Origin of the sequence: Hylemonella gracilis str. Niagara R (assembly GCF_000600295.1) — a bacterium.
In the GTDB taxonomy this organism is placed as follows: domain Bacteria; phylum Pseudomonadota; class Gammaproteobacteria; order Burkholderiales; family Burkholderiaceae_C; genus Hylemonella; species Hylemonella gracilis_A.
In genome coordinates this window covers 1714390-1732659 of record NZ_JEMG01000001.1, presented here as the reverse complement: position 1 = coordinate 1732659, position 18270 = coordinate 1714390, and the positions used below count along the sequence as shown (strand labels likewise).

18 protein-coding genes are annotated in these 18270 nt (G+C 66.1%); 5 read left to right on the top strand and 13 right to left on the bottom strand.

What is annotated here, in order from left to right:
- The 4 genes from AZ34_RS08040 to AZ34_RS08025 all read left to right on the top strand — a co-directional run bounded on the left by AZ34_RS08040 (position 1) and on the right by AZ34_RS08025 (position 2900).
- On the top strand, positions 1-915 hold the full coding sequence (locus AZ34_RS08040) for a DMT family transporter (RefSeq protein WP_231495489.1): 915 nt from the start codon (positions 1-3) through the stop codon (positions 913-915).
- Positions 912-1430, top strand: coding sequence for a dihydrofolate reductase (locus AZ34_RS08035; protein WP_035606852.1), 519 nt, complete (start codon positions 912-914; stop codon positions 1428-1430). Before AZ34_RS08040 ends, AZ34_RS08035 begins: the two co-directional genes overlap by 4 nt.
- A gap of 80 nt (positions 1431-1510) precedes the next feature.
- On the top strand, positions 1511-2317 hold the full coding sequence (gene xth, locus AZ34_RS08030; RefSeq protein WP_035606849.1) for an exodeoxyribonuclease III: 807 nt from the start codon (positions 1511-1513) through the stop codon (positions 2315-2317).
- A 34-nt stretch (positions 2318-2351) separates the two neighbouring features.
- Positions 2352-2900: a methylated-DNA--[protein]-cysteine S-methyltransferase gene (locus tag AZ34_RS08025; RefSeq protein WP_035606846.1), complete on the top strand. Its 549-nt coding sequence runs from the start codon at positions 2352-2354 to the stop codon at positions 2898-2900.
- Between the two features lie 49 nt (positions 2901-2949).
- Here the strand turns inward: AZ34_RS08025 and AZ34_RS08020 are convergent, their stop codons facing one another.
- Entirely contained in the window at positions 2950-4023 is a 1074-nt protein-coding gene (locus tag AZ34_RS08020) for a GlxA family transcriptional regulator (RefSeq protein ID WP_051509617.1), read from the bottom strand.
- Between the two features lie 82 nt (positions 4024-4105).
- Between AZ34_RS08020 and AZ34_RS08015 the strand changes: the two genes are divergently transcribed.
- A complete protein-coding gene (locus tag AZ34_RS08015; protein ID WP_035606844.1) occupies positions 4106-5050 on the top strand; it encodes an alpha/beta fold hydrolase in 945 nt (314 codons plus the stop codon).
- Positions 5051-5108: 58 nt separating this feature from the next.
- Here AZ34_RS08015 and ntrC read toward each other — a convergent pair whose 3' ends face one another.
- The 12 genes from ntrC to AZ34_RS07955 form a co-directional block, all read right to left on the bottom strand.
- The gene (gene ntrC / locus AZ34_RS08010) at positions 5109-6638 is read right to left on the bottom strand and encodes a nitrogen regulation protein NR(I) (RefSeq protein WP_035611191.1); all 1530 of its coding nucleotides are present in this window, start codon (positions 6636-6638) and stop codon (positions 5109-5111) included.
- Between the two features lie 63 nt (positions 6639-6701).
- Positions 6702-7784, bottom strand: coding sequence for a nitrogen regulation protein NR(II) (gene glnL, locus AZ34_RS08005; RefSeq protein ID WP_035606841.1), 1083 nt, complete (start codon positions 7782-7784; stop codon positions 6702-6704).
- Between the two features lie 155 nt (positions 7785-7939).
- Positions 7940-9355, bottom strand: a complete 1416-nt coding sequence (glnA, locus tag AZ34_RS08000; RefSeq protein ID WP_035606838.1) for a type I glutamate--ammonia ligase — start codon at positions 9353-9355, stop codon at positions 7940-7942.
- Between the two features lie 259 nt (positions 9356-9614).
- Positions 9615-10460 (bottom strand): competence/damage-inducible protein A, encoded by an 846-nt coding sequence (locus AZ34_RS07995; RefSeq protein WP_035606835.1) that lies wholly within the window; start codon positions 10458-10460, stop codon positions 9615-9617.
- Between the two features lie 14 nt (positions 10461-10474).
- The gene (locus AZ34_RS07990) at positions 10475-11524 is read right to left on the bottom strand and encodes a sterol desaturase family protein (protein WP_035606832.1); all 1050 of its coding nucleotides are present in this window, start codon (positions 11522-11524) and stop codon (positions 10475-10477) included.
- 7 nt (positions 11525-11531) lie between these two features.
- On the bottom strand, positions 11532-12374 hold the full coding sequence (locus tag AZ34_RS07985; RefSeq protein WP_035606829.1) for a polysaccharide deacetylase family protein: 843 nt from the start codon (positions 12372-12374) through the stop codon (positions 11532-11534).
- Positions 12358-13323, bottom strand: coding sequence for a YncE family protein (locus tag AZ34_RS07980; RefSeq protein WP_051510096.1), 966 nt, complete (start codon positions 13321-13323; stop codon positions 12358-12360). Before AZ34_RS07980 ends, AZ34_RS07985 begins: the two co-directional genes overlap by 17 nt.
- Positions 13324-13503: 180 nt before the next feature.
- Positions 13504-14280: a 16S rRNA pseudouridine(516) synthase gene (locus AZ34_RS07975; protein ID WP_035611187.1), complete on the bottom strand. Its 777-nt coding sequence runs from the start codon at positions 14278-14280 to the stop codon at positions 13504-13506.
- Between the two features lie 28 nt (positions 14281-14308).
- Entirely contained in the window at positions 14309-15412 is a 1104-nt protein-coding gene (locus AZ34_RS07970) for an XdhC family protein (protein WP_035606826.1), read from the bottom strand.
- 9 nt (positions 15413-15421) lie between these two features.
- On the bottom strand, positions 15422-16000 hold the full coding sequence (locus tag AZ34_RS07965) for a CoxG family protein (RefSeq protein ID WP_035606823.1): 579 nt from the start codon (positions 15998-16000) through the stop codon (positions 15422-15424).
- A 22-nt stretch (positions 16001-16022) separates the two neighbouring features.
- The gene (locus AZ34_RS07960) at positions 16023-17219 is read right to left on the bottom strand and encodes a vWA domain-containing protein (protein ID WP_035606820.1); all 1197 of its coding nucleotides are present in this window, start codon (positions 17217-17219) and stop codon (positions 16023-16025) included.
- Positions 17220-17317: 98 nt separating this feature from the next.
- Positions 17318-18232 (bottom strand): AAA family ATPase, encoded by a 915-nt coding sequence (locus AZ34_RS07955; protein ID WP_035606817.1) that lies wholly within the window; start codon positions 18230-18232, stop codon positions 17318-17320.
- Positions 18233-18270: the final 38 nt, after the last annotated feature.

The following is an 18270-nucleotide window of genomic DNA, read 5'->3' as shown; positions in this document are numbered from 1 at the left end:
GTGATCTCGCCCCGTCAACTGACGGCCCTGGTGATCCTCACGCTGATGTGGGGACTCAACTGGCCGATGATGAAGTTCTCGCTGCGCGAGCTGTCACCCCTGTACTTCCGTGCACTCACCATGAGCTGTGGCGCACTGTTCCTCTACGCTTGGTACCGCGCCCGGGGCCTGAGGCTGTGGCCGCACTGGGACCGTGATGGGGGCGAATGGCGCGCCATCGTGGTCATCGGCACGCCCAACATCCTGGGCTGGCACGCCCTGTCCATTCTGGGCGTCAAGGAACTGGCTTCCGGCCGCGCCGCCGTGCTCGGTTTCACCATGCCGATCTGGACCGTGCTGCTGGGCGCGCTCTTCTTCGGCGAGCGGCTGACGCGCCGCACCCTGCTGGCCGTGGTCGCGGTGGCCGCAGCCGTCACCCTCCTGGCCTCCAGCGAATTCAGCGCGATGAGTGGCCGCCCCCAGGGCATCGCCTGGATGATGCTGGCCGCCCTCTGCTGGGCCATCGGCACCCTGCTGCTGCGCCGCGCCCACCTGACCCTGCCCCTCGAGGCCTTGACCATCTGGAGCATGATCCTGTCCAGCCTCTGTCTCTGGGCCATCGCCTTTGCCAGCGAGCCCTGGCCCGCCTGGCAATTCAGCGGTCCCATGTGGCTCGCCCTGGCCTACGCCGCCTTCATCAACTACGGCTTCGCGCAGACCCTGTGGACCAGCCTGGCCCGCCACCTGCCGCCCGCCACCAGCGCCATGAGCGTGATGGCGATCCCACTGGTCGGCACGCTCAGCGCCGCCTTGCTGATCGGCGAGGCGCCGCACTGGCAGGACTGGGCGGCCATCGTCTGCGTGACCGCGGCGATCGCGGCCGTGCTGCTGCCGCCGGGTGCCTTGCGCAGGAGGCGTCGAAAGGAAGTGGCATGACACCCCGGAACCCGAAACTCCACCTGATCTACGCACGCGCCGCCAACGGCGTGATCGGCAAGGACGGCGTGATGCCCTGGCACCTGCCCGAGGACCTGGCGCATTTCAAGCGCACGACCCTGGGCGCGCCCGTGATCATGGGCCGCAAGACCTGGGAATCCCTGCCGCCGCGCTTTCGGCCCCTGCCCGGACGCCGCAACGTGGTCGTGACGCGCCAGACCGGCTGGAAGGCCGAAGGCGTGCACGGCGAGGCCGCCGTGGCGCACTCGCTCGACGAGGCCATGCAACTCTGCAAGGACACGCCGGATATCTGGATCATCGGCGGCGCACAGATCTACGCCCAGGCCCTGCCCCTGGCCAGCACGGCGGTCGTGACGGAAATCGAGGCGGATTTCGAGGGCGACGCCCACGCGCCCGTGCTCGGCCCCACCTGGGTGGAAACCGGTCGCGAACGCTTGGTGGCGGCCAACGGGCTCAGGCTGAGTTTCGTGAATTACCGCAACACGGCAGTTTGAATCGGGTCCCGCGTCCTTTCACGCATCGCCCCCTCCCCCGGCCGCGTGATGAGCAAGCGCAAGCCACTATCATCGCGGCCATGAAAATTGCCACCTGGAACGTGAACTCCCTCGGCGTGCGCCTGCCCCAGGTGCTGGACTGGCTGGCGGCGCAAGCCATGGGCAGTGCGCCGATCGACGTGCTGGCGCTGCAGGAACTCAAGCTCACCGACGACAAGTTTCCGCACGCCGAATTCGAGGCGGCCGGCTACCGAGCCGAGGCCTACGGGCAGAAGACCTATAACGGCGTGGCGCTGATCACGCGCCAGTCCTGGCCCGCACTGCGGGAGGTAACACGCAACATCACGGGCTTCGAGGACGAACAGGCACGCGTCATCGCCGCCACGCTGGACACGCCGCAGGGCCCGCTGCGCATCGTCAACGGCTATTTCGTCAACGGCCAGGAGCCGGGCAGCGAGAAGTTCGCTTACAAGATGCGCTGGATGGACGCGCTGCGCGCGCAGGTCCAGGCCGAGCTGGCCACGCATGCGCGCCTGGTGCTGCTGGGCGACTACAACATCACGCCGGAGGATCGTGACTCCTACGACCCCCAGGGCCTGCGCGAAACGATCCACCACACGACCGAGGAGCGTGAGCAGTTCAAGGCCCTGCTGGCGCTGGGCCTGCACGACGCCTACCGCCTGTTTCCGCAACCCGAAAAAAGCTATTCCTGGTGGGACTACCGCATGCTCGGCTTCCAGAAGAACCGCGGCCTGCGCATCGACCACATCCTGGTCAGCGAGGCCCTCAAGCCCGCCGTGCACGGCTGCACCATCGACCGCCTGCCGCGCAAGAACAAGCAACCCAGTGACCACGCACCGGTGGTGCTGGAGCTGCAGGGGCTCTGAGCCCCGGGCCTGATCCGCCACGCAACCGCACGCCGTGCAGACACTGGCTTACGCCCTGTTCCTGACACCGCTGGGCCATTGCGGCCTGGCCTGGAGTGCGCAAGGGTTGACCGGCGTCCAGTTGCCCGAGGCCGATGCAGCAGCCACCCGCGCGCGCATGCGGCGCCGTTTTCCGGGTATCCCCGAGGCCGAACCGCCCGCTGCGGTGCAGGCGGCCATCGCCGCGATCACGGCCCTGCTGGAAGGTCATCCCGGCGAGCCACGGGACCTGACGCACCTGCCGCTGGACATGGACGGCGTACCGCCCTTTCACCAACGCGTGTATGCGTTCGTGCGAGGCATCCCGCCGGGCGAAACCTTGACCTATGGCGAGGTTGCTCGGCGGCTGGGCGAGCCCGGCACGGCACGCGCCGTGGGCCAGGCGATGGGGTCCAACCCCTATGCGCCCGTGGTGCCCTGCCACCGCGTCCTGGGTGCCGGCGCGAAAGGCGTCGGTTTCTCGGCCCACGGCGGCACGCAGACCAAGCTGAAGATGCTGGAAATGGAAGGCGCGCGCTTCGGCGGGCCGGGTCTGTTCGACTGACCGCAACGCACGTTCCTGGGCCTGGCTGCCCCTTCGGCTCGTGTGGCAGTCAGGCGAGTGCGCCCGCTTCCACCAGGCCCCCGCCTTCCGCGCGCCAGCGCCTTTGCCCGAAACGTTGCCGGTATTGCGCCATGGTCAACCCCGTCTCGCGTTTGAAGAGGCGCTGGAAAGAACTGGCGTCTTCGTAGCCGGTCTGCCAGACGACCTGGTTCACCGATTCACGCGAGGATTCCAGCAGGGTCTTGGCCGCCTCGATCCGCAAACTCTGCTGGTACTGCAAGGGTGTCAGGCCTGTGGCCTGACGAAAGCGTCGCATCAGGGTTCGCGGCGTCAGACGCAGATGCGCTGCCAAGCCGTCCAGCTCAAAAGCCTCGCGGTAGTGATTTTCCAGCCACTGCTGGCCCAAGGCGATGGCCTCGTCGCCATGGTCACGCCGCGGCACCCAGAGCCGGTAGGCATTCTGCCCGCTGGTATGGCCATCGGCCAGCATCAGGCGGGCCGTCTGCGCCGCCACGGCCTCACCCTGCAGTTGGCTGATCAGCCGCAGCACCGTGCTGGAAAAGGACTGCGCGCCGCCGCCACACATCAGGCGCTCGCCCTCCACCAGCAAGCTGTCGATGCGCAGCTCCACGCGTGGAAACAGCGCGCGGAAGGTCTCCTCGGCACGCCAATGGGTGGTGGCCAGCCGGCCGTCCAGCAAACCGGTCGATGCCAGCAGAAAACTGCCGCTGCAGCAGGAGGCCAGCACGCCTCCGGCCTCGTACACGGCCCTCAGCCAGTCGATGAGCGGCAGCTGCGCGGCCAGGGCCTGCCGCATGCGCGCGACACCGAAGTTCGCGGGCGGACCGGAGGGCACAAAGGCGATGGCCACGGTCCGGGGATCGGGCAAGGCAGCCTGGGCTGGCAGGCAGACCCCGTTCACGCCCTGGACCGGCCCGCCGTCCGCCGAGACCAGGGTGGGTTGGAAACGGGCGCTGACACCCGGGAACTTGCGGGCCACGTAATTCGCCGTGCTCAGCATGTCCATGACGCCCAGCACACCGGACAGCACGCATTGCGGCGTGAGGGCCAGGGCCACGCTCAGGGGCGGGGTGAGCTCCGTTTTGGCAACATCAGCATTCATGGTGTCAATATTGCCACTTGGAGCGCGGGCTTGGCAAGCGGAGTATCCCGTCCTGTGCGTTTCACGCTTGAAAGGACCCGCCATGACGATCGCCCTGAGCGCCCCGGCCTCTGCCATCCCCACCCCCCGCCCGGCGCTGACGCCGGCCGCCGCTTACGCGCAGCAAGCGAGCTTCCCGCCCTTGCGGGCGCCCACCGTGCAGAACCCGCGTCACCTGGGCCGGGCCTTGCGCCTGCTGGCAGGAGTGGCACCGGAGCTGGCCACCCGCCTGCTCTGGCGGCTCTGGTTCACGCCTCCGCGGGCACTGCCGAACGAACGCGCCCGCGCTTTGCTGGAGACGGTGGAGCACCGCTTTGAAGTGTATTCAGGCGACCAGGGTGCCGTGGTGCAGGGCTGGGGCCAGGGCCCCGCCGTGCTCCTGGCCCATGGCTGGGGGGCTTACGGTGCGCAACTGGGCAGCTTCGTGCCCGTCCTGCAGTCGGCGGGCTATCGGGTGCTGACGCTGGATGCACCAGGGCATGGTGGGCAAACCCGACGCCCCTACCGGCTCGACCAATACGCCCAGTTGCTGCACGATGTCATCTTGCACGCGGGCAAGGTGCACGCGGTCATTGGCCACTCGCTGGGCGCAACAGCTGCGGCCATGGCGCTGCATCAGCTGGACAGCCCGGCGCCTTACGTGGGCATCGCATCCAGCGCCAATCTCAAGACGGTGCTGCAGACCTTCGAACAGCGCGTGGGCTTGGGCCCAAAGCTGTTCCGGCGACTGGAAGCAGCCTTCGCGGATGTCTTCGGTCCCTCATGGTGGCGGGACTACTCACTGGACCACCATCTGCCGCTGTTGCGGGGCCCCGCACTGCTGGTGCATGACCACGATGACACCGAAGCCAGCGTGGAGAACAGCCGCTACCTGAGCCACCTGCGGCCTGGCACGGCCCTGCATCTGACCTGGGGCCTGGGCCACAACCGCGTGCTGCACGACCGCGACGTGGTGCAAACCGTGGTCGACTTCATCGCGCGGCACTAGACGAGGATGTCCACTGTGGCCTGTTCTTCCCGCGAACCAGGCCGACTGCGTCAGGCACTCAGCTTTCTTCCAGCCCGAGTTCCTGGATCTTGCGTGTGATGGTGTTGCGGCCGATGCCCAGCTTGTGCGCCGCTTCGATGCGGCGCCCCCGCGTGGTGTCCAGGGCCGTGAGGATGAGCTTGCGCTCGAAACGACGGCTCAACTCGTCCCAGACATCGACACGCCCCGACTGCAACATCGTCAGGGCCTCTTGCTGCAGACTGCTCTCCCAATCGCCTGCCGCCAGGGGCACGGTGGCTGGCGTGGCGCCTGTCGGCATCAGCTCGCCCGTGGCACGCTCACCGACCGATGCCACCTCTGGTGCGACCAAGGCTGCCGTCACCGCAAGCGCACTCGCCGTTGAGAGCGCCACGGGACCGGCACCCTCGACACCCTGGATCACCTCGGGCGGCAGATCCTTGGGTTCGATCACCTGGGCGGGCGCCATCACCGTCAACCAGTGACAGACGTTTTCGAGTTGGCGCACATTGCCCGGGAAACTGAAGCGGCTGAGCTTTTCCAGCGCCGCATCCGAGATGCGCTTGGGCTCCACGCCCAGTTGCCGCGCGCTCTGCTGCAGGAAATGCCGCGTGAGCATGGGCACGTCTTCCTTGCGCTCGCGCAGGGCGGGCAGACGAAGGCGTATGACGTTGAGGCGGTGGAACAAGTCCTCGCGGAACACACCTTCCTTGACGCGTTGTTCCAGATCCTGGTGGGTGGCTGCGATCACGCGCACATGGGCCTTGACGGCGCTGTGCCCACCCACGCGGTAAAAATGCCCGTCACTCAGCACACGCAGCAGGCGAGTCTGCAGGTCAAAGGGCATATCGCCGATTTCGTCGAGGAACAGCGTGCCGCCTTCGGCCTGCTCGAAACGGCCACGGCGCATGGTCTGCGCCCCGGTGAAGGCGCCACGCTCATGACCGAAGAGCTCACTCTCCAGCAGATCCTTGGGGATCGCAGCCGTGTTGATGGCGACAAAAGGCCCCTGGGCGCGCGGTGAATGCTTGTGCAGCGCGCGCGCCACCAGTTCCTTGCCGGAACCGCTCTCGCCCGTGATCAGCACGGTCACATTGCTTTGGGACAGGCGGCCGATGGCACGGAACACGTCCTGCATGGCCGGGGCCTGACCCAGCATCTCGGGGGTCTCAGTCAGGGTCTCCAGCGCCACTTCCTCGCGCTGGCTCTCTTCCACCGCGCGACGGATCAGCTCAAGCGCCTTGGTCAGATCAAAGGGCTTGGGCAGGTACTCGAAGGCCCCGCCCTGGAAGGCAGAGACGGCACTGTCCAGATCGCTGAATGCCGTCATGATGATGACCGGCAACCCCGGATAACGCGCCTTGACCTTCTCCAGAAGCTCCAGGCCGCTGCCACCCGGCATGCGGATATCGCTCACCAGGACCTGAGGGGCTTCGTTCTCTTCGTCCAGCGCGGCCAGCACATCCTTGGGGTTGGTGAAGCTGCGCGTGGGCAGCTGCTCGCGCTGCAGGGCCTTCTCGAGCACGAAGCGTATGGATTGGTCATCGTCTGCGATCCAGATCGGCTTCATCTCGGCGTAGTCCTTGGTCGTGGTATTCACACCGCCTCCTTTTTTTTCATGTGCTGTTCAGGCTCAAGGCAGCGGAATCAGAATCTTGAAATCGGTCCGGCCCGGCTCGCTGTCGCACTCGATCATGCCGTGGTGCTGCTGCACGAAGGTTTGCGCCAACGTCAACCCCAGGCCTGAACCGCCCTCGCGCCCCGACACCAGCGGGAAAAAAATGCGGTCCTTGATCGAGTCCGGCACACCGGGCCCGTTGTCGATGACATGCAATTCCAGTGCCAGCCTGTAGCGCTGCTTTCCGAAGGTGATCGAGCGCGCGATGCGTGTACGAAACGTCAGGCACGCATCACCCGAGGCGATGCGTTCGACCAAGGCCTGACAAGCGTTGTGTGCGATGTTCAGCAGGGCCTGGATCAGTTGCTCGCGATCGCCGCGAAATTCCGGGATCGACGTATCGTAGTCACGGACGACGCGCAGACCCCGGGGAAACTCCACCAGCACCAGCGAACGCACACGCTCGCAGACTTCATGGATGTTGACGTCGCCCACCACATGCGGCCTGCGATGCGGCGCCAGCAGGCGATCCACCAGGGTCTGCAGTCGGTCGGCCTCGTGGATGATGACGCGCGTGTACTCGGTGAGCTGCGGATCGATCTCCATCTCCAGCAGTTGCGCCGCGCCACGTATGCCCCCCAGGGGGTTCTTGATTTCGTGCGCGAGGTTGCGTATCAGCTCCTTGTTGGCCTGCGCCTGGTCGAGCAGACGCTCCTCACGCTCCTGACGCGCCTGCTGCTCCAACGGCATCATTTCAACGAGGATCGTGTCGGGCACGTCGGTCTGCGTCAGGTTGACATGCATGGGCAGGGCCTCACGTCCGGCGCGCCGCAGTCCGGCGTCATAGCGCAGCGTGGAGTATTCGTTCGCGCGCACCCCGTCCAAGGCCTGCAGCAGCACGCGCGGCTCCGTGAAATGGGTGGAAAAGTTCTCCTCCCCCATGCTGCGACGGGACATGCCCAGCACATCCTCGAGCGCGGCGTTGGCGTAGAGCAGCTCACCGTCACTGCGCACCACCGCCACCAGGGTGGACAGCAGGTCGAAGGCGTGAAAACGGTGCTCGGCGCTCATGCGGCTTTGGGGCAGATTGACAGTCATGGGACGACATTCATGTGAGGCCAAGGCCCAGCAAAAAAGGGACGGCGTTTAGCCGTCCCTTGATGTGCCGCGCCACGGTCCACTCGTCCTCGGCCAAATTGCCTTTGCAACAACCTGGAACAAGCAAACCGTGGTGTTGCCTCAATCGCGCACGATCACAGCGAGTAGTACATGTCGAACTCGATCGGGTGCGTGGTCATGCGGAAACGCGTGACTTCTTGCATCTTGAGTTCGATGTAGGCGTCGATCATGGTGTCGGTGAAGACGCCGCCCTTGGTCAGGAAGGCGCGGTCCTTGTCCAGGTACTCCAGCGCCTGGTCCAGGCTGTGGCAGACGGTCGGGATCTTCGCGTCTTCTTCCGGCGGCAGGTGGTACAGGTCCTTGGTGGCGGCTTCGCCCGGGTGGATCTTGTTTTCCACGCCGTCCAGACCGGCCATCAACAGGGCCGAGAAGGCCAGGTAGGGGTTGGCGGTCGGATCGGGGAAGCGGGCTTCGATGCGACGGCCCTTGGGGTTGGCCACGAAGGGGATGCGGATCGAGGCGGAACGGTTGCGCGAGCTGTAGGCCAACTTCACCGGGGCTTCGAAGCCGGGCACCAGGCGCTTGTAGCTGTTGGTACCGGGGTTGGTGATGGCGTTGAGCGCGCGCGCGTGCTTGATGATGCCGCCGATGTAATACAGGGCGAAATCGGACAGGCCGGCGTAGCCTTCACCCGCGAACAGGTTCTTGCCGTCCTTCCAGACGGACTGGTGCACGTGCATGCCGGAACCATTGTCACCCACGATGGGCTTGGGCATGAAGGTGGCGGTCTTGCCATAGGCATTCGCAACGTTCTGCACCACGTACTTCAGCAGGATGGTCCAGTCGGCGCGCTGCACCAGCGTGCTGAACTTGGTGCCGATCTCGTTCTGGCCCGCGCCCGCCACTTCGTGGTGGAACACTTCGACCGGGATGCCCAGCGATTCGAGGATCAGCGACATCTCGGCGCGCATGTCCTGCGTGCTGTCGACCGGGGGCACGGGGAAATAACCGCCCTTGACGGTGGGACGGTGGCCGCGGTTGCCGCCTTCCAGCTTGGCACCGCTGTTCCAGGGAGCTTCGTATTCTTCGATCTTGACGAAGGAACCCGACATGTCGGCGCCCCAGCGCACGTCGTCGAAGATGAAGAATTCGGGTTCGGGACCGAAGAAGGCCGTGTCGCCCAGACCCGATGCCTTCAGATAGGCTTCGGCGCGCTTGGCGATGGAACGCGGATCGCGGTCATAGGCCTTGCCGTCGCCCGGCTCGAGCACATCGCAGGACAGGAACAGCGTGGTCTCTTCAAAGAAGGGATCGATGTTGGCGGTGTTCGGATCGGGCATGAGCAGCATGTCCGAGGCTTCGATGCCCTTCCAGCCCGCGATGGAAGACCCGTCGAAGGCGTGGCCCGAGGTGAACTTGTCTTCATCGAAGGCGGACACGGGCACGGTCACGTGCTGCTCCTTGCCACGGGTGTCGGTGAAACGGAAGTCAACGAACTTGACTTCGTTCTCCTTCACCATCTTCATCACGTCTGCGACGGTCTTGGCCATCTGGGTACTCCTGCTAGGAAGGTTGGTTGAAAAATCGTTTGCCTGAAAGCTGTAAGCAGCGTCTGTTTCGATGCAGTTTTTGTGCCAATTCCGGTGCGCATCAGGCACTCATACGGAGCCGCACCGTGTTTTAGGGGCATGAGACTCCGTATTGTGCCTGCCGCCGATCGGAACGCCCCATTTCAATGCGAACATAGACCCGAAAATCGCACCAAAATTGTGATTCCGCTAAACTAAAGTCTTCATTCAGGCCCATGAATCAGACGGTTCGCACCAATTCAGGGCCAAGTCGGCAGCCCAGCGTCTGCAGGCCAGCCAACATTTCTTCATAAGCGGGAACCATCCGGGCCGGCTCGCCCTTGACGCCCAATTCGATGTGCCGGCCATGTTCCGGGTGATCCACGCTGGGCAGGCTGAAGACCTTGACCCCAGGATGCCCGGCCTCGATCGCCTCCATCAAAGGGGTGAGCACGGCCTCCATCGCGCCGTACACAATGATCGAGCGCTCACCCCAGGCGCCGCGTGCGTGCAGATGCGCGTACTTCTGGTCCAGCAGCCCGTCCATCATGGGCCAGGCCATCACGGGAAAACCTGGCATGAAGTGCACCGCACCCGGTTGCGAGGCGGGCAAACGGGCGGGCATTTCGATGCTGAAACCGGGAATCTTGTTGTAGGGGTTGGGCAAAATCTCCGCGCCCTCCGGAAACACGCCCATGTTCAGGCGATGCACGTTGTCCGGCTGGTCTGGGTCATAGACCACGCCTTTCTCACGCGCCATGTCCCGCGCGCGCTCATGGATCAGTTCAGCCGCCTGAGGATGCAGACGCAAGGGCCGCCCCAAGGCCGCCGCCGCACATTGCCGGGTGTGGTCGTCCGGGGTCGCACCGATGCCACCGCAGCAGAACACCACCTCGCCCAAGGCCGCCCGTTCGAACGCCCGCCGCAAGACCGCCGTGATGCGGACCGGATCATCGCCCACGATCTCGGCACCCGACAGCTGCAGACCACGCTCGGCCAGCAGTTCGATGGTCTTGGGCAGATGCTTGTCCACGCGCTTGCCGGACAGGATTTCATCGCCAATGAGGATGAGACTGAAAGTTGTCATATGCCTTTGATGCTTCATGCCTTGCCCGCCAGGCGTTTCAGGCCCAGCCACTGCTGCGCCCAGAAACCGCGCCCATAGTCCCGCCCCTGCTCCACCTGATCGCGGATGCCCGTGGGGTCGTAACGATGTTCGAAATTGGCCGTGCCAAACAGCAGGTCCCACCAGGGCAGCAACACACCGAAGTTGCAGCCGCCGAGATTGTTGGCCCCCACGCTTGTCACTGCGTGTACGGCGCTGCCCCCGGGAACGCTCGCGCTTTGGGACGGCCCCGCAGCGTTCAAGCTGGCCTGAGTCAGCTTCAGCGGCTTCTCGTGGCCGATGCCGACGCTGTGATGCCGTCGATGGAATCGCGGACTGACCCAGAGCCGTTCACCCCAGCGCCCGAACCAAAGGCGTACATTGGCATGGTGCAGGCTTTCGCTGAGCTGCGTGATGGCGACGATGGCGACGAACTGCCCCGGCGCGACGCCGATGAACTGGGCCAGGGTGACCAGCAACAGGTCACGGATCACGTCGTCCAGCAAGTGGTTGCGGTTGTCGCTCCACATGGTCATCTGGCGCTGGGAATGGTGCAACGCGTGCAGACGCCACCACCATTCGAAGCGATGCTGGCCGCGGTGCAGCCAGTAGTCGAAAAAATCCATGACCACCAAGTAGAGCAGGAAACTCACCACCGCCTGGTCGGTCACGCCGGGCCAGAGGTCGTCCAGATGGAAGGTGGGCATGCCCTGCACGCGCAGCCATCCGATCACCTCGTCCAGCACGGGCAACAGTGTGAAGAAGAACACCAGACGGAACAGGCCGAGGCGATGGATCAGGGTATAGATCACATCGACACGGATGGCCGGACGGTCGCTCACCGGTTCCACGGGCCGCCAGCGCTGCAGCGGCGCGATCAGCAGCAACATCACTACCAGTTGGACCAGGCCCACCAGCAACCAACCCGTGCCTTCATAGGCGTCTTCCAGGAAATTGCCCAGGCCTGACATGAAGGCCAAGGGCTGCACCACGGTTTCGAACAGCCACTGCTGCACACCGTCGAACGCGTTCGTCAAGCTGTCCATGCCGCGATTATTTGCCAGCCGCAGGATGGGCCGCGATCCAGGCCCGGAAATCGGGGTGCTCGCGCAGGGTCCGGAAGCAAAATCCGCGCTGCTTCAGGCCCACGATCAGCGGCTCCAGCACGGCGGGTGCCCAGGGTTCGCGCCGCGACCAGATTCCCAGGTGGGCCATCAGTACATCGCCCGCGCGGATGTCGCGCAGGGCCTTGCGCAACAGGACGTCATTGGGGTATTTGTCGCTCGGTAACTCGTCGCCCAGGAAACCCGCATCCGACCACCCGACATGGAGGTAACCGCCCCCCTCGCAGGCACGCGCCGCGGCCAGCAGCGCGGGTGAAGTCTTGCCGCCGGGCGCGCGGTAAAGCGGCAACGGCGCCACGCCGGTGACCTCGCGCAAGCGTGTGTCCGCAGCCTTGATTTCCGCGCAGTAGCGCGCCGCGTCCCAGGTCAGGTCCTGCCCGGCCTGCGGACCGGCCGAGGCGCGCACCCGAAAGCGCATGCTGCCATCAGGCTGCGGCAGGTCAGCGCGCCAATAGCTGTGGTTCAAGGTGTGCGAGGCGAAGGCATGCCCCTCGGCCGCGCGCGCACGCCACCAGGCAGCCCAATGGGCGTTTGGCCCCGTGCCCAGACTGCCGTCGCCCACCTTCGTGCGTTCATTGGCCGCGAAGAAGGTCACCTGCACTTGCTGGCGCTCCAAGACCTGCGCCACCAGCTCGGCCACGCCCATGTGGCCTGTGTCCAGCGTCAGGTAAACCGGCTTGGCACAGTCTTCGGCCTGTACGGCCCCTGCCCACAACACAGCCAAGCCGCCCAACAGGCAGCCCGCAACCAGCCCGTCACGGACGCGGCGCATGGTCCAGGGTCCAGACACCATGCGGCGACTTGCCGACCTTCACCTGTCGCACCACCTTGCGGCTGGTGGTATCGATCACGCTCAGCTTGCCGGCCCAGCGCGAGGTCAGCAGGATGTAACGACCGTCCGCCGTCAGGTCCATGCAGTCCGGTCCGCCGGGGCCGGGATACTCGTCCACCACGGCAAAGTTCAGGAAATCGATCTTGCTGATGGTGTTGGCCACCCGGTTGCTCACCAGCACATGCCGCCCATCGCCCACGCCGCGGAAGGCGTGCGCGCCCGCGCCCGTGGGCAAGGTCTGTTGCAGCTTGGGCGGCTGCTCGGAGGATGCACCCAAGGCGTATATCTCCACCCCGTCACCGCCGGTCAGGCCGATCAGCAGGTGACGGCCATCGGGCGTGCCGTACACGTCGGCGGGCAGTGAGCCCGTGGACACACGCCAGCGCAGCGTCTGCGTCGGGATGTCGATGGCGACCAACTCGCTGCTGTCCTGCATGGTGATGTAGGCCGTGGTGCTGGCCGCGTCGATCCAGATGTGGCTGGGCGTGCGCCGGGTCGGGATGCGCTTGGCCAGCGTCAGGTTCTCGCCATCCCAGCGGTAGATGTCCACATGGTTGAGCCGGTTGGCCGCGGTCACGAACCACTGCATGTCGGGCGAGAAGCGCAGCTGATAAGGGTCCAGGATGCCACGCACGGTGCGCTGCACTTCGGCCGTGCGCGGATCGACGAAGGTCAGCGAATCGCCAAAGGCATTGGCGATGATCAGGGACTTCTCATCCGGCGTGAGGTACAGATGGTGCGGCTCCTTGCCCGTGGGAATGCGCTTGACCTCCTGCCAGGTGGCCGGGTCGATCACGCTCACGTCGGCGTCCTTGGAGTTGAGCACGAAGACCGGGGGCGCCCCTGCGGCCGCGCGCGTCACGCCATGGAGGGCCAGCAGCAGGACCAGACAGAACCACGCCCAGGCCCGAGGCCCCACCCAGGCGACACGAGGACGCTGCTGACGGAGAGAGAAACCGGCGCGAAGGAATGGCAAAAAAACCATGAATCCAGGACAAAAAGAGGAATCAACAAGTGTATCCACTCCCGTATGCCGAAATCTGACCATTTTCTGGTGGACTGATGCAGATCAAAGCCCCAGCAAGGCCCGATCCGCCATCTCCAGCCAGCGCCACTGCCCAGGTGCCAGATCGTCGGGCAGCGCAAGTTCGCCAATCCGGGACCGGTGCAAGGTCTCGACGCGGTTGCCCACGGCGGCCACCATGCGCTTGACCTGGTGGTACTTGCCATCGGTGAGGGTCAGGCGCAGGTGCTGCGGCGTGAGCAATTCACAGGCCGCGGCACGCACGGGTTGGGGGTCGTCGTCCAGCACCACCCCCTCCAGGAGGCGCTGCTTGAACGACGCATCCGCCGAAGGTGGCACGGGATGCTTCAGGCCCACCTCGTAGACCTTGGGCACCTTGTGCCGGGGCGAAGCCAGCTTGTGGATCAATTGCCCGTCATCGGTCAGCAGCAGCAGCCCGGTGGTGTCCTGGTCGAGCCGCCCCACGGCCTGCACGCCCGGCGTGGCGCCCTTCTTGCCCTGGGCCGGGCGCTGGCGCAGCGGCGTGGGCAACAAGGTGTAGATACTGGGCCAGGCCGAGGGTTTTTGCGAACACTCGTAACCCGCCGGCTTGTGGAGCAGGACGAGCGCCGACAGGTGGCAGACCCAGTCCAGCCCGCCGTCCTGCTGGCCGGTTCGGCCTTCCAACCCTTGCACGCGCAGGTGCAGGCCCTCGGGCTCGAATTCCGCCTGCGGGTCGGTGCAGGGTTGGCCCGCCACGCTCACCCGCCCCTGCTGCACCAGGCCCGCGCAGACGCGGCGCGCGCCGAAACCCTGTCCGAACAAAATATCTTGCAATTGCATGGGCGGCATTGTGCCCAGTCGCCATGGCTCAGGCGCCGGTGGCGCCGCACACCCGGCCCAGCGCGGCGCCATGCCCCGCCCCCTCCGCTGCCAGGTCGGCCGCCCCAGCGGGCATGCCCTCCTCCTGCGCGAGCTTGGCGCGCGCCACGTCCACGTCGCGTGGCAGGGCGACGCCGTTCTTCACCGCCAGCACCTCGGCCATCACACTGACGGCGATCTCGCTTGGGGTCTTGCTGCCGATGTAGATGCCGATGGGCCCGCGCAAACGCGCCAGGCTGACCTGGGTCTGGCCGAAATGCGCGATCATGCGCTCGCGCCGGGCCAGGTTGTTACGGCGGCTGCCGATGGCGCCGACGTAAAACGCCTCGGTGCCCAGGGCTTCCAGCAACGCCATGTCGTCCAGCTTGGGGTCGTGCGTGAGGGCCAGCACGCAGGAACGGCGGTCCGGCCTGAAGGCGCGCACCACATCGTCTGGCATCTCGCTGCTCACGGTCGCGCCGGGCACGCGCCAGCCGCACTGGTATTCCTCGCGCGGGTCGCAGACCGTCACGGCGAAGCCGTTGAACAAGGCCATGGTCGCCAGGTACTCGGTCAATTGCCCGGCACCGATCAGCAGCATGCGGTATTCGGGGCCGAAGGTGTTGACGAGCGCGACGTCGTCCAGGCGCAATGCTTCAGGCGCATTCGCTTCGTCTAGCCTGACCTGGCCGTCGCGCAGGCGCACGGTGCGCCGCATCAGTCGTCCCGCATCCAGCGCCTGAACCAAGACCTGCAGGCTGTCAGGGTCCGGATCACGCTCCAGCAGCAACTCCAGTGTGCCGCCGCAGGGCAAACCGAAGCGATGGGCTTCGTCAGCCGTGATGCCGTACTTGACGTAACCGATCGGCCCCGCCGGCAAGGCTGGCGTATCGGCCTCGGACGCGGACCCGGTGTAGCGCGCGATCAGGTCGTCCTCGATGCAACCACCGCTCACAGAACCGACGACAGCCCCGTCATCGGCCAGGGCCATGATGGAACCGATCGGTCGGGGCGAGGAGCCCCAGGTGCGCACCACGGTGACGAGCAGCGCGTGCCGACCCGCCTGGCGCCAGTCGCGCAGGCTACGCAGCACGCGGACATCAAGGTTCTCCATCGCTGTGCCTCAATTCAACAACCAAACGACAGCGATGACGACAAACGCCGCAGCGGTCCAGGCCCAGGCCGGAAACCGGGAAGGCCTGGCGGCTTTGACCGGTGCCGGCGCGCCGCCCGGGTCGGACGATGGCGTTGCGACGCCGTGCAGGCGCTGCATCTCCTCGTCGAAGCGCTTGAAAAAATCCTCGGCCAGGCTGCGCGCCGCGCCATCAATCAGGCGCTGACCGAGCTGGGCGACCTTGCCACCGACCTGCGCGTGCACGGTGTATGCCAGGGTCGTACCGCCATCGACCGGTGTCAGGCTGACCTGGGCGCTGCCTTTGCCAAAACCCGCCACACCACCCTGGCCGTCAAATTGGATCGTGTAGGCGGACGGCGGCAACAACTCGGACAAGGTGATCTTGCCCGCGAAGCGGGCTGCCACCGGACCGATCTTGACGCTCAAACCGACGGCGTACTGCCCCTCGCCCGTGGCCTCCATCTTGTCGCAGCCCGGGATGCAGCGCCGCAGCACCTCGGGGTCGTTGAGCGCGTCCCAGGCCTGTTGCTGGGTGACGGCGAGCTGGCGGCTGCCTTGCATGTCCATGGTGATCTTCCTCTCTCGGTCTTCATCGGGATGTCATCAGGGCGGCCAGGCTGGATGCCAGGTCTTCAAGCCGGCTCAGGTTGTGGATGGCCAGCATGCCGTCGGCATGACGGTGCAGCGTCGCCGCGCCCCGCGCCAGCGGGGCATATCCCTCATAGCGCAGCAAGGGGTTGAGCCAAAGCAAACGCCGGCAACGGCGGCGCAGCCAGGCCAATTCAGCGTCGAGTTGTTCAGGTTCGCCCGTGTCCAAGCCATCGCTGACCAACAGCACCAGGGTGCGCCGACCGACCAGGCGGCGTGCATGCTGCTCGCGCAGCGTGGCCAGTGACGCGCCCAGGCAGGTGCCGCCGCCGTAGTCGTCGATCAGCGCGCTGGTGGCGATCAGCATCTCGTCCGTGTCGGCCAAGCGCAAGGCCGGTGTGAGCTCGGTCAGGTGCGTGCCGAAAGCGTAGAGATCGCGCCGGACCCGTCGCCCCACGACCTGCCGCGTCGCGGCATGCAGGAACGCCAGCAGCAAGCGGGCATAGCGCTCCATCGAGCCCGACACATCCACCAGGACCAGCAGAGGCAGTGGCTCTACACGGCGACTCAGTCGCGGCAGGCGCAGCAACTCGCCGCCCGTGCGCGTGGCATCGTGCAAGGCACCGCGCCAATGCAGGTACGCGCCTCGCACGTCCGGACGGGAACGGCGCGCTGGCAGCGTGGGCTGCGGCAAGGCGATGTCTCGGGCCAGGCGCTCGACCAGGCGGTACTCGCTGGCACTCAGCGCGTTGAAATCAGCGTGGCGCAGGTGTTGCAGGTCACTCGCCGTCATCGCGGCGTCAAATTCCACGGTGTCTTCGACGGGTCGGGGGGGCTGGGCGCCGATGGCGCGCTGCGGGCTCAGGGCCTCGCTCACACGCGGACGGCGCTTCGAAGGCTCGGCCCGGCCTTCGGCGCTGGGCAGCATCTGCGCCAGCAGCTTGTGCGCCACCTCGGGATCGCGGAAATAGGCGTCGAAGAGTTCACGGAAGACAACACGGTCCTGATCGCGCGAGACCAGTACGGCTTCCAGCGCGGCGCCCAGATCCGGCTTGCGTTCCACACCCACCAGTTGCGCGGCCTCGCAAGCCAGCGCGATGCGCGCGCTGTCGAGGCGCACACCCGCGCGGCGCAACGCCCGGCCGAAACCGAGGATGTTGTCGGCCAGCTTGCCGCGACGGGCATCACCGAGCAGCATGCGGGTGCTCCTGATCTGAAGGCGTGCTGCGCACGCAGGCGACACGCGCATGCATCCCGGCCCCTGGTTTCATGGTTACGCGCTCCGCATGAACGTCATCAGGCAGCCTGCGGCGCCAGCAGCTGCCGCGCCAGGTCCGGCGTGAGCGCGGCCACGTCCTCGCGCTGCTTGAACAGCACGCCGGCTGTGTCACTCACGACCTCGGGGTCCAGCGCGAGCGTGTCGAGCGCCACCAGGGCGCGGGCCCATTCCACGCTTTCGGCCAAGCCGGGGGCGCGCTGAAAAGCGCTGGCATAGGGTTGTTCACGCAAACGCCCCACGAAGTCCGCAATCTGGGCCGACAGCGCGGAACCGGCCTCGGGCACTTGCGCGCGCACGATGGCCAGTTCACGCTCGCGCTCGGGATAGTCGAGCCAGTGGTAGAGGCAACGACGTTTGACCGCGTCGTTGAGTTCACGCGTGCGGTTGCTGGTCAGCACGGTGACGGGCGCGACGGCGGCCCGCACCGCGCCAAGCTCGGGAATGCTGACCTGGTATTCACCCAAGTATTCGAGCAAAAAGGCTTCGAAGGGTTCGTCCGCGCGATCCACCTCGTCGATCAGCAGCACCGCGCCAGGCGATGGCGCCTGCAAGGCCTGCAGCAGCGGGCGGCGGATCAGGTAGCGCTCCTGGTAGACCTCATGCTCCATCCGTTCCGGGTCCAGATGGGCGACCTCAAGGGCGCGCAAGTGCAGGAGCTGCGCGGCGTAGTTCCATTCGTACAAGGCTTCGCGCAGCTCCAGTCCGTCGTAGCACTGCAGGCGCAGCATGGGCCGACCCAGCGCAGCAGCGAGGGCCTTGGCCAGTTCCGTCTTGCCCACGCCGGGCTCGCCCTCGAGCAACAGGGGCCGCTGCAGGCGCAGAGCCAGGAAGACCGCCGCCGCCAGCCGGCGATCGGCGAAATAACCGCTGCCCTGCAAACCCGCGAGGACGTCGTCGATCGACGCGAAGGGAGCAAGCACTGAGAACGTCATTTCCAACGCCGTACGTTCTGCGCCATCAGGCCGCCCAT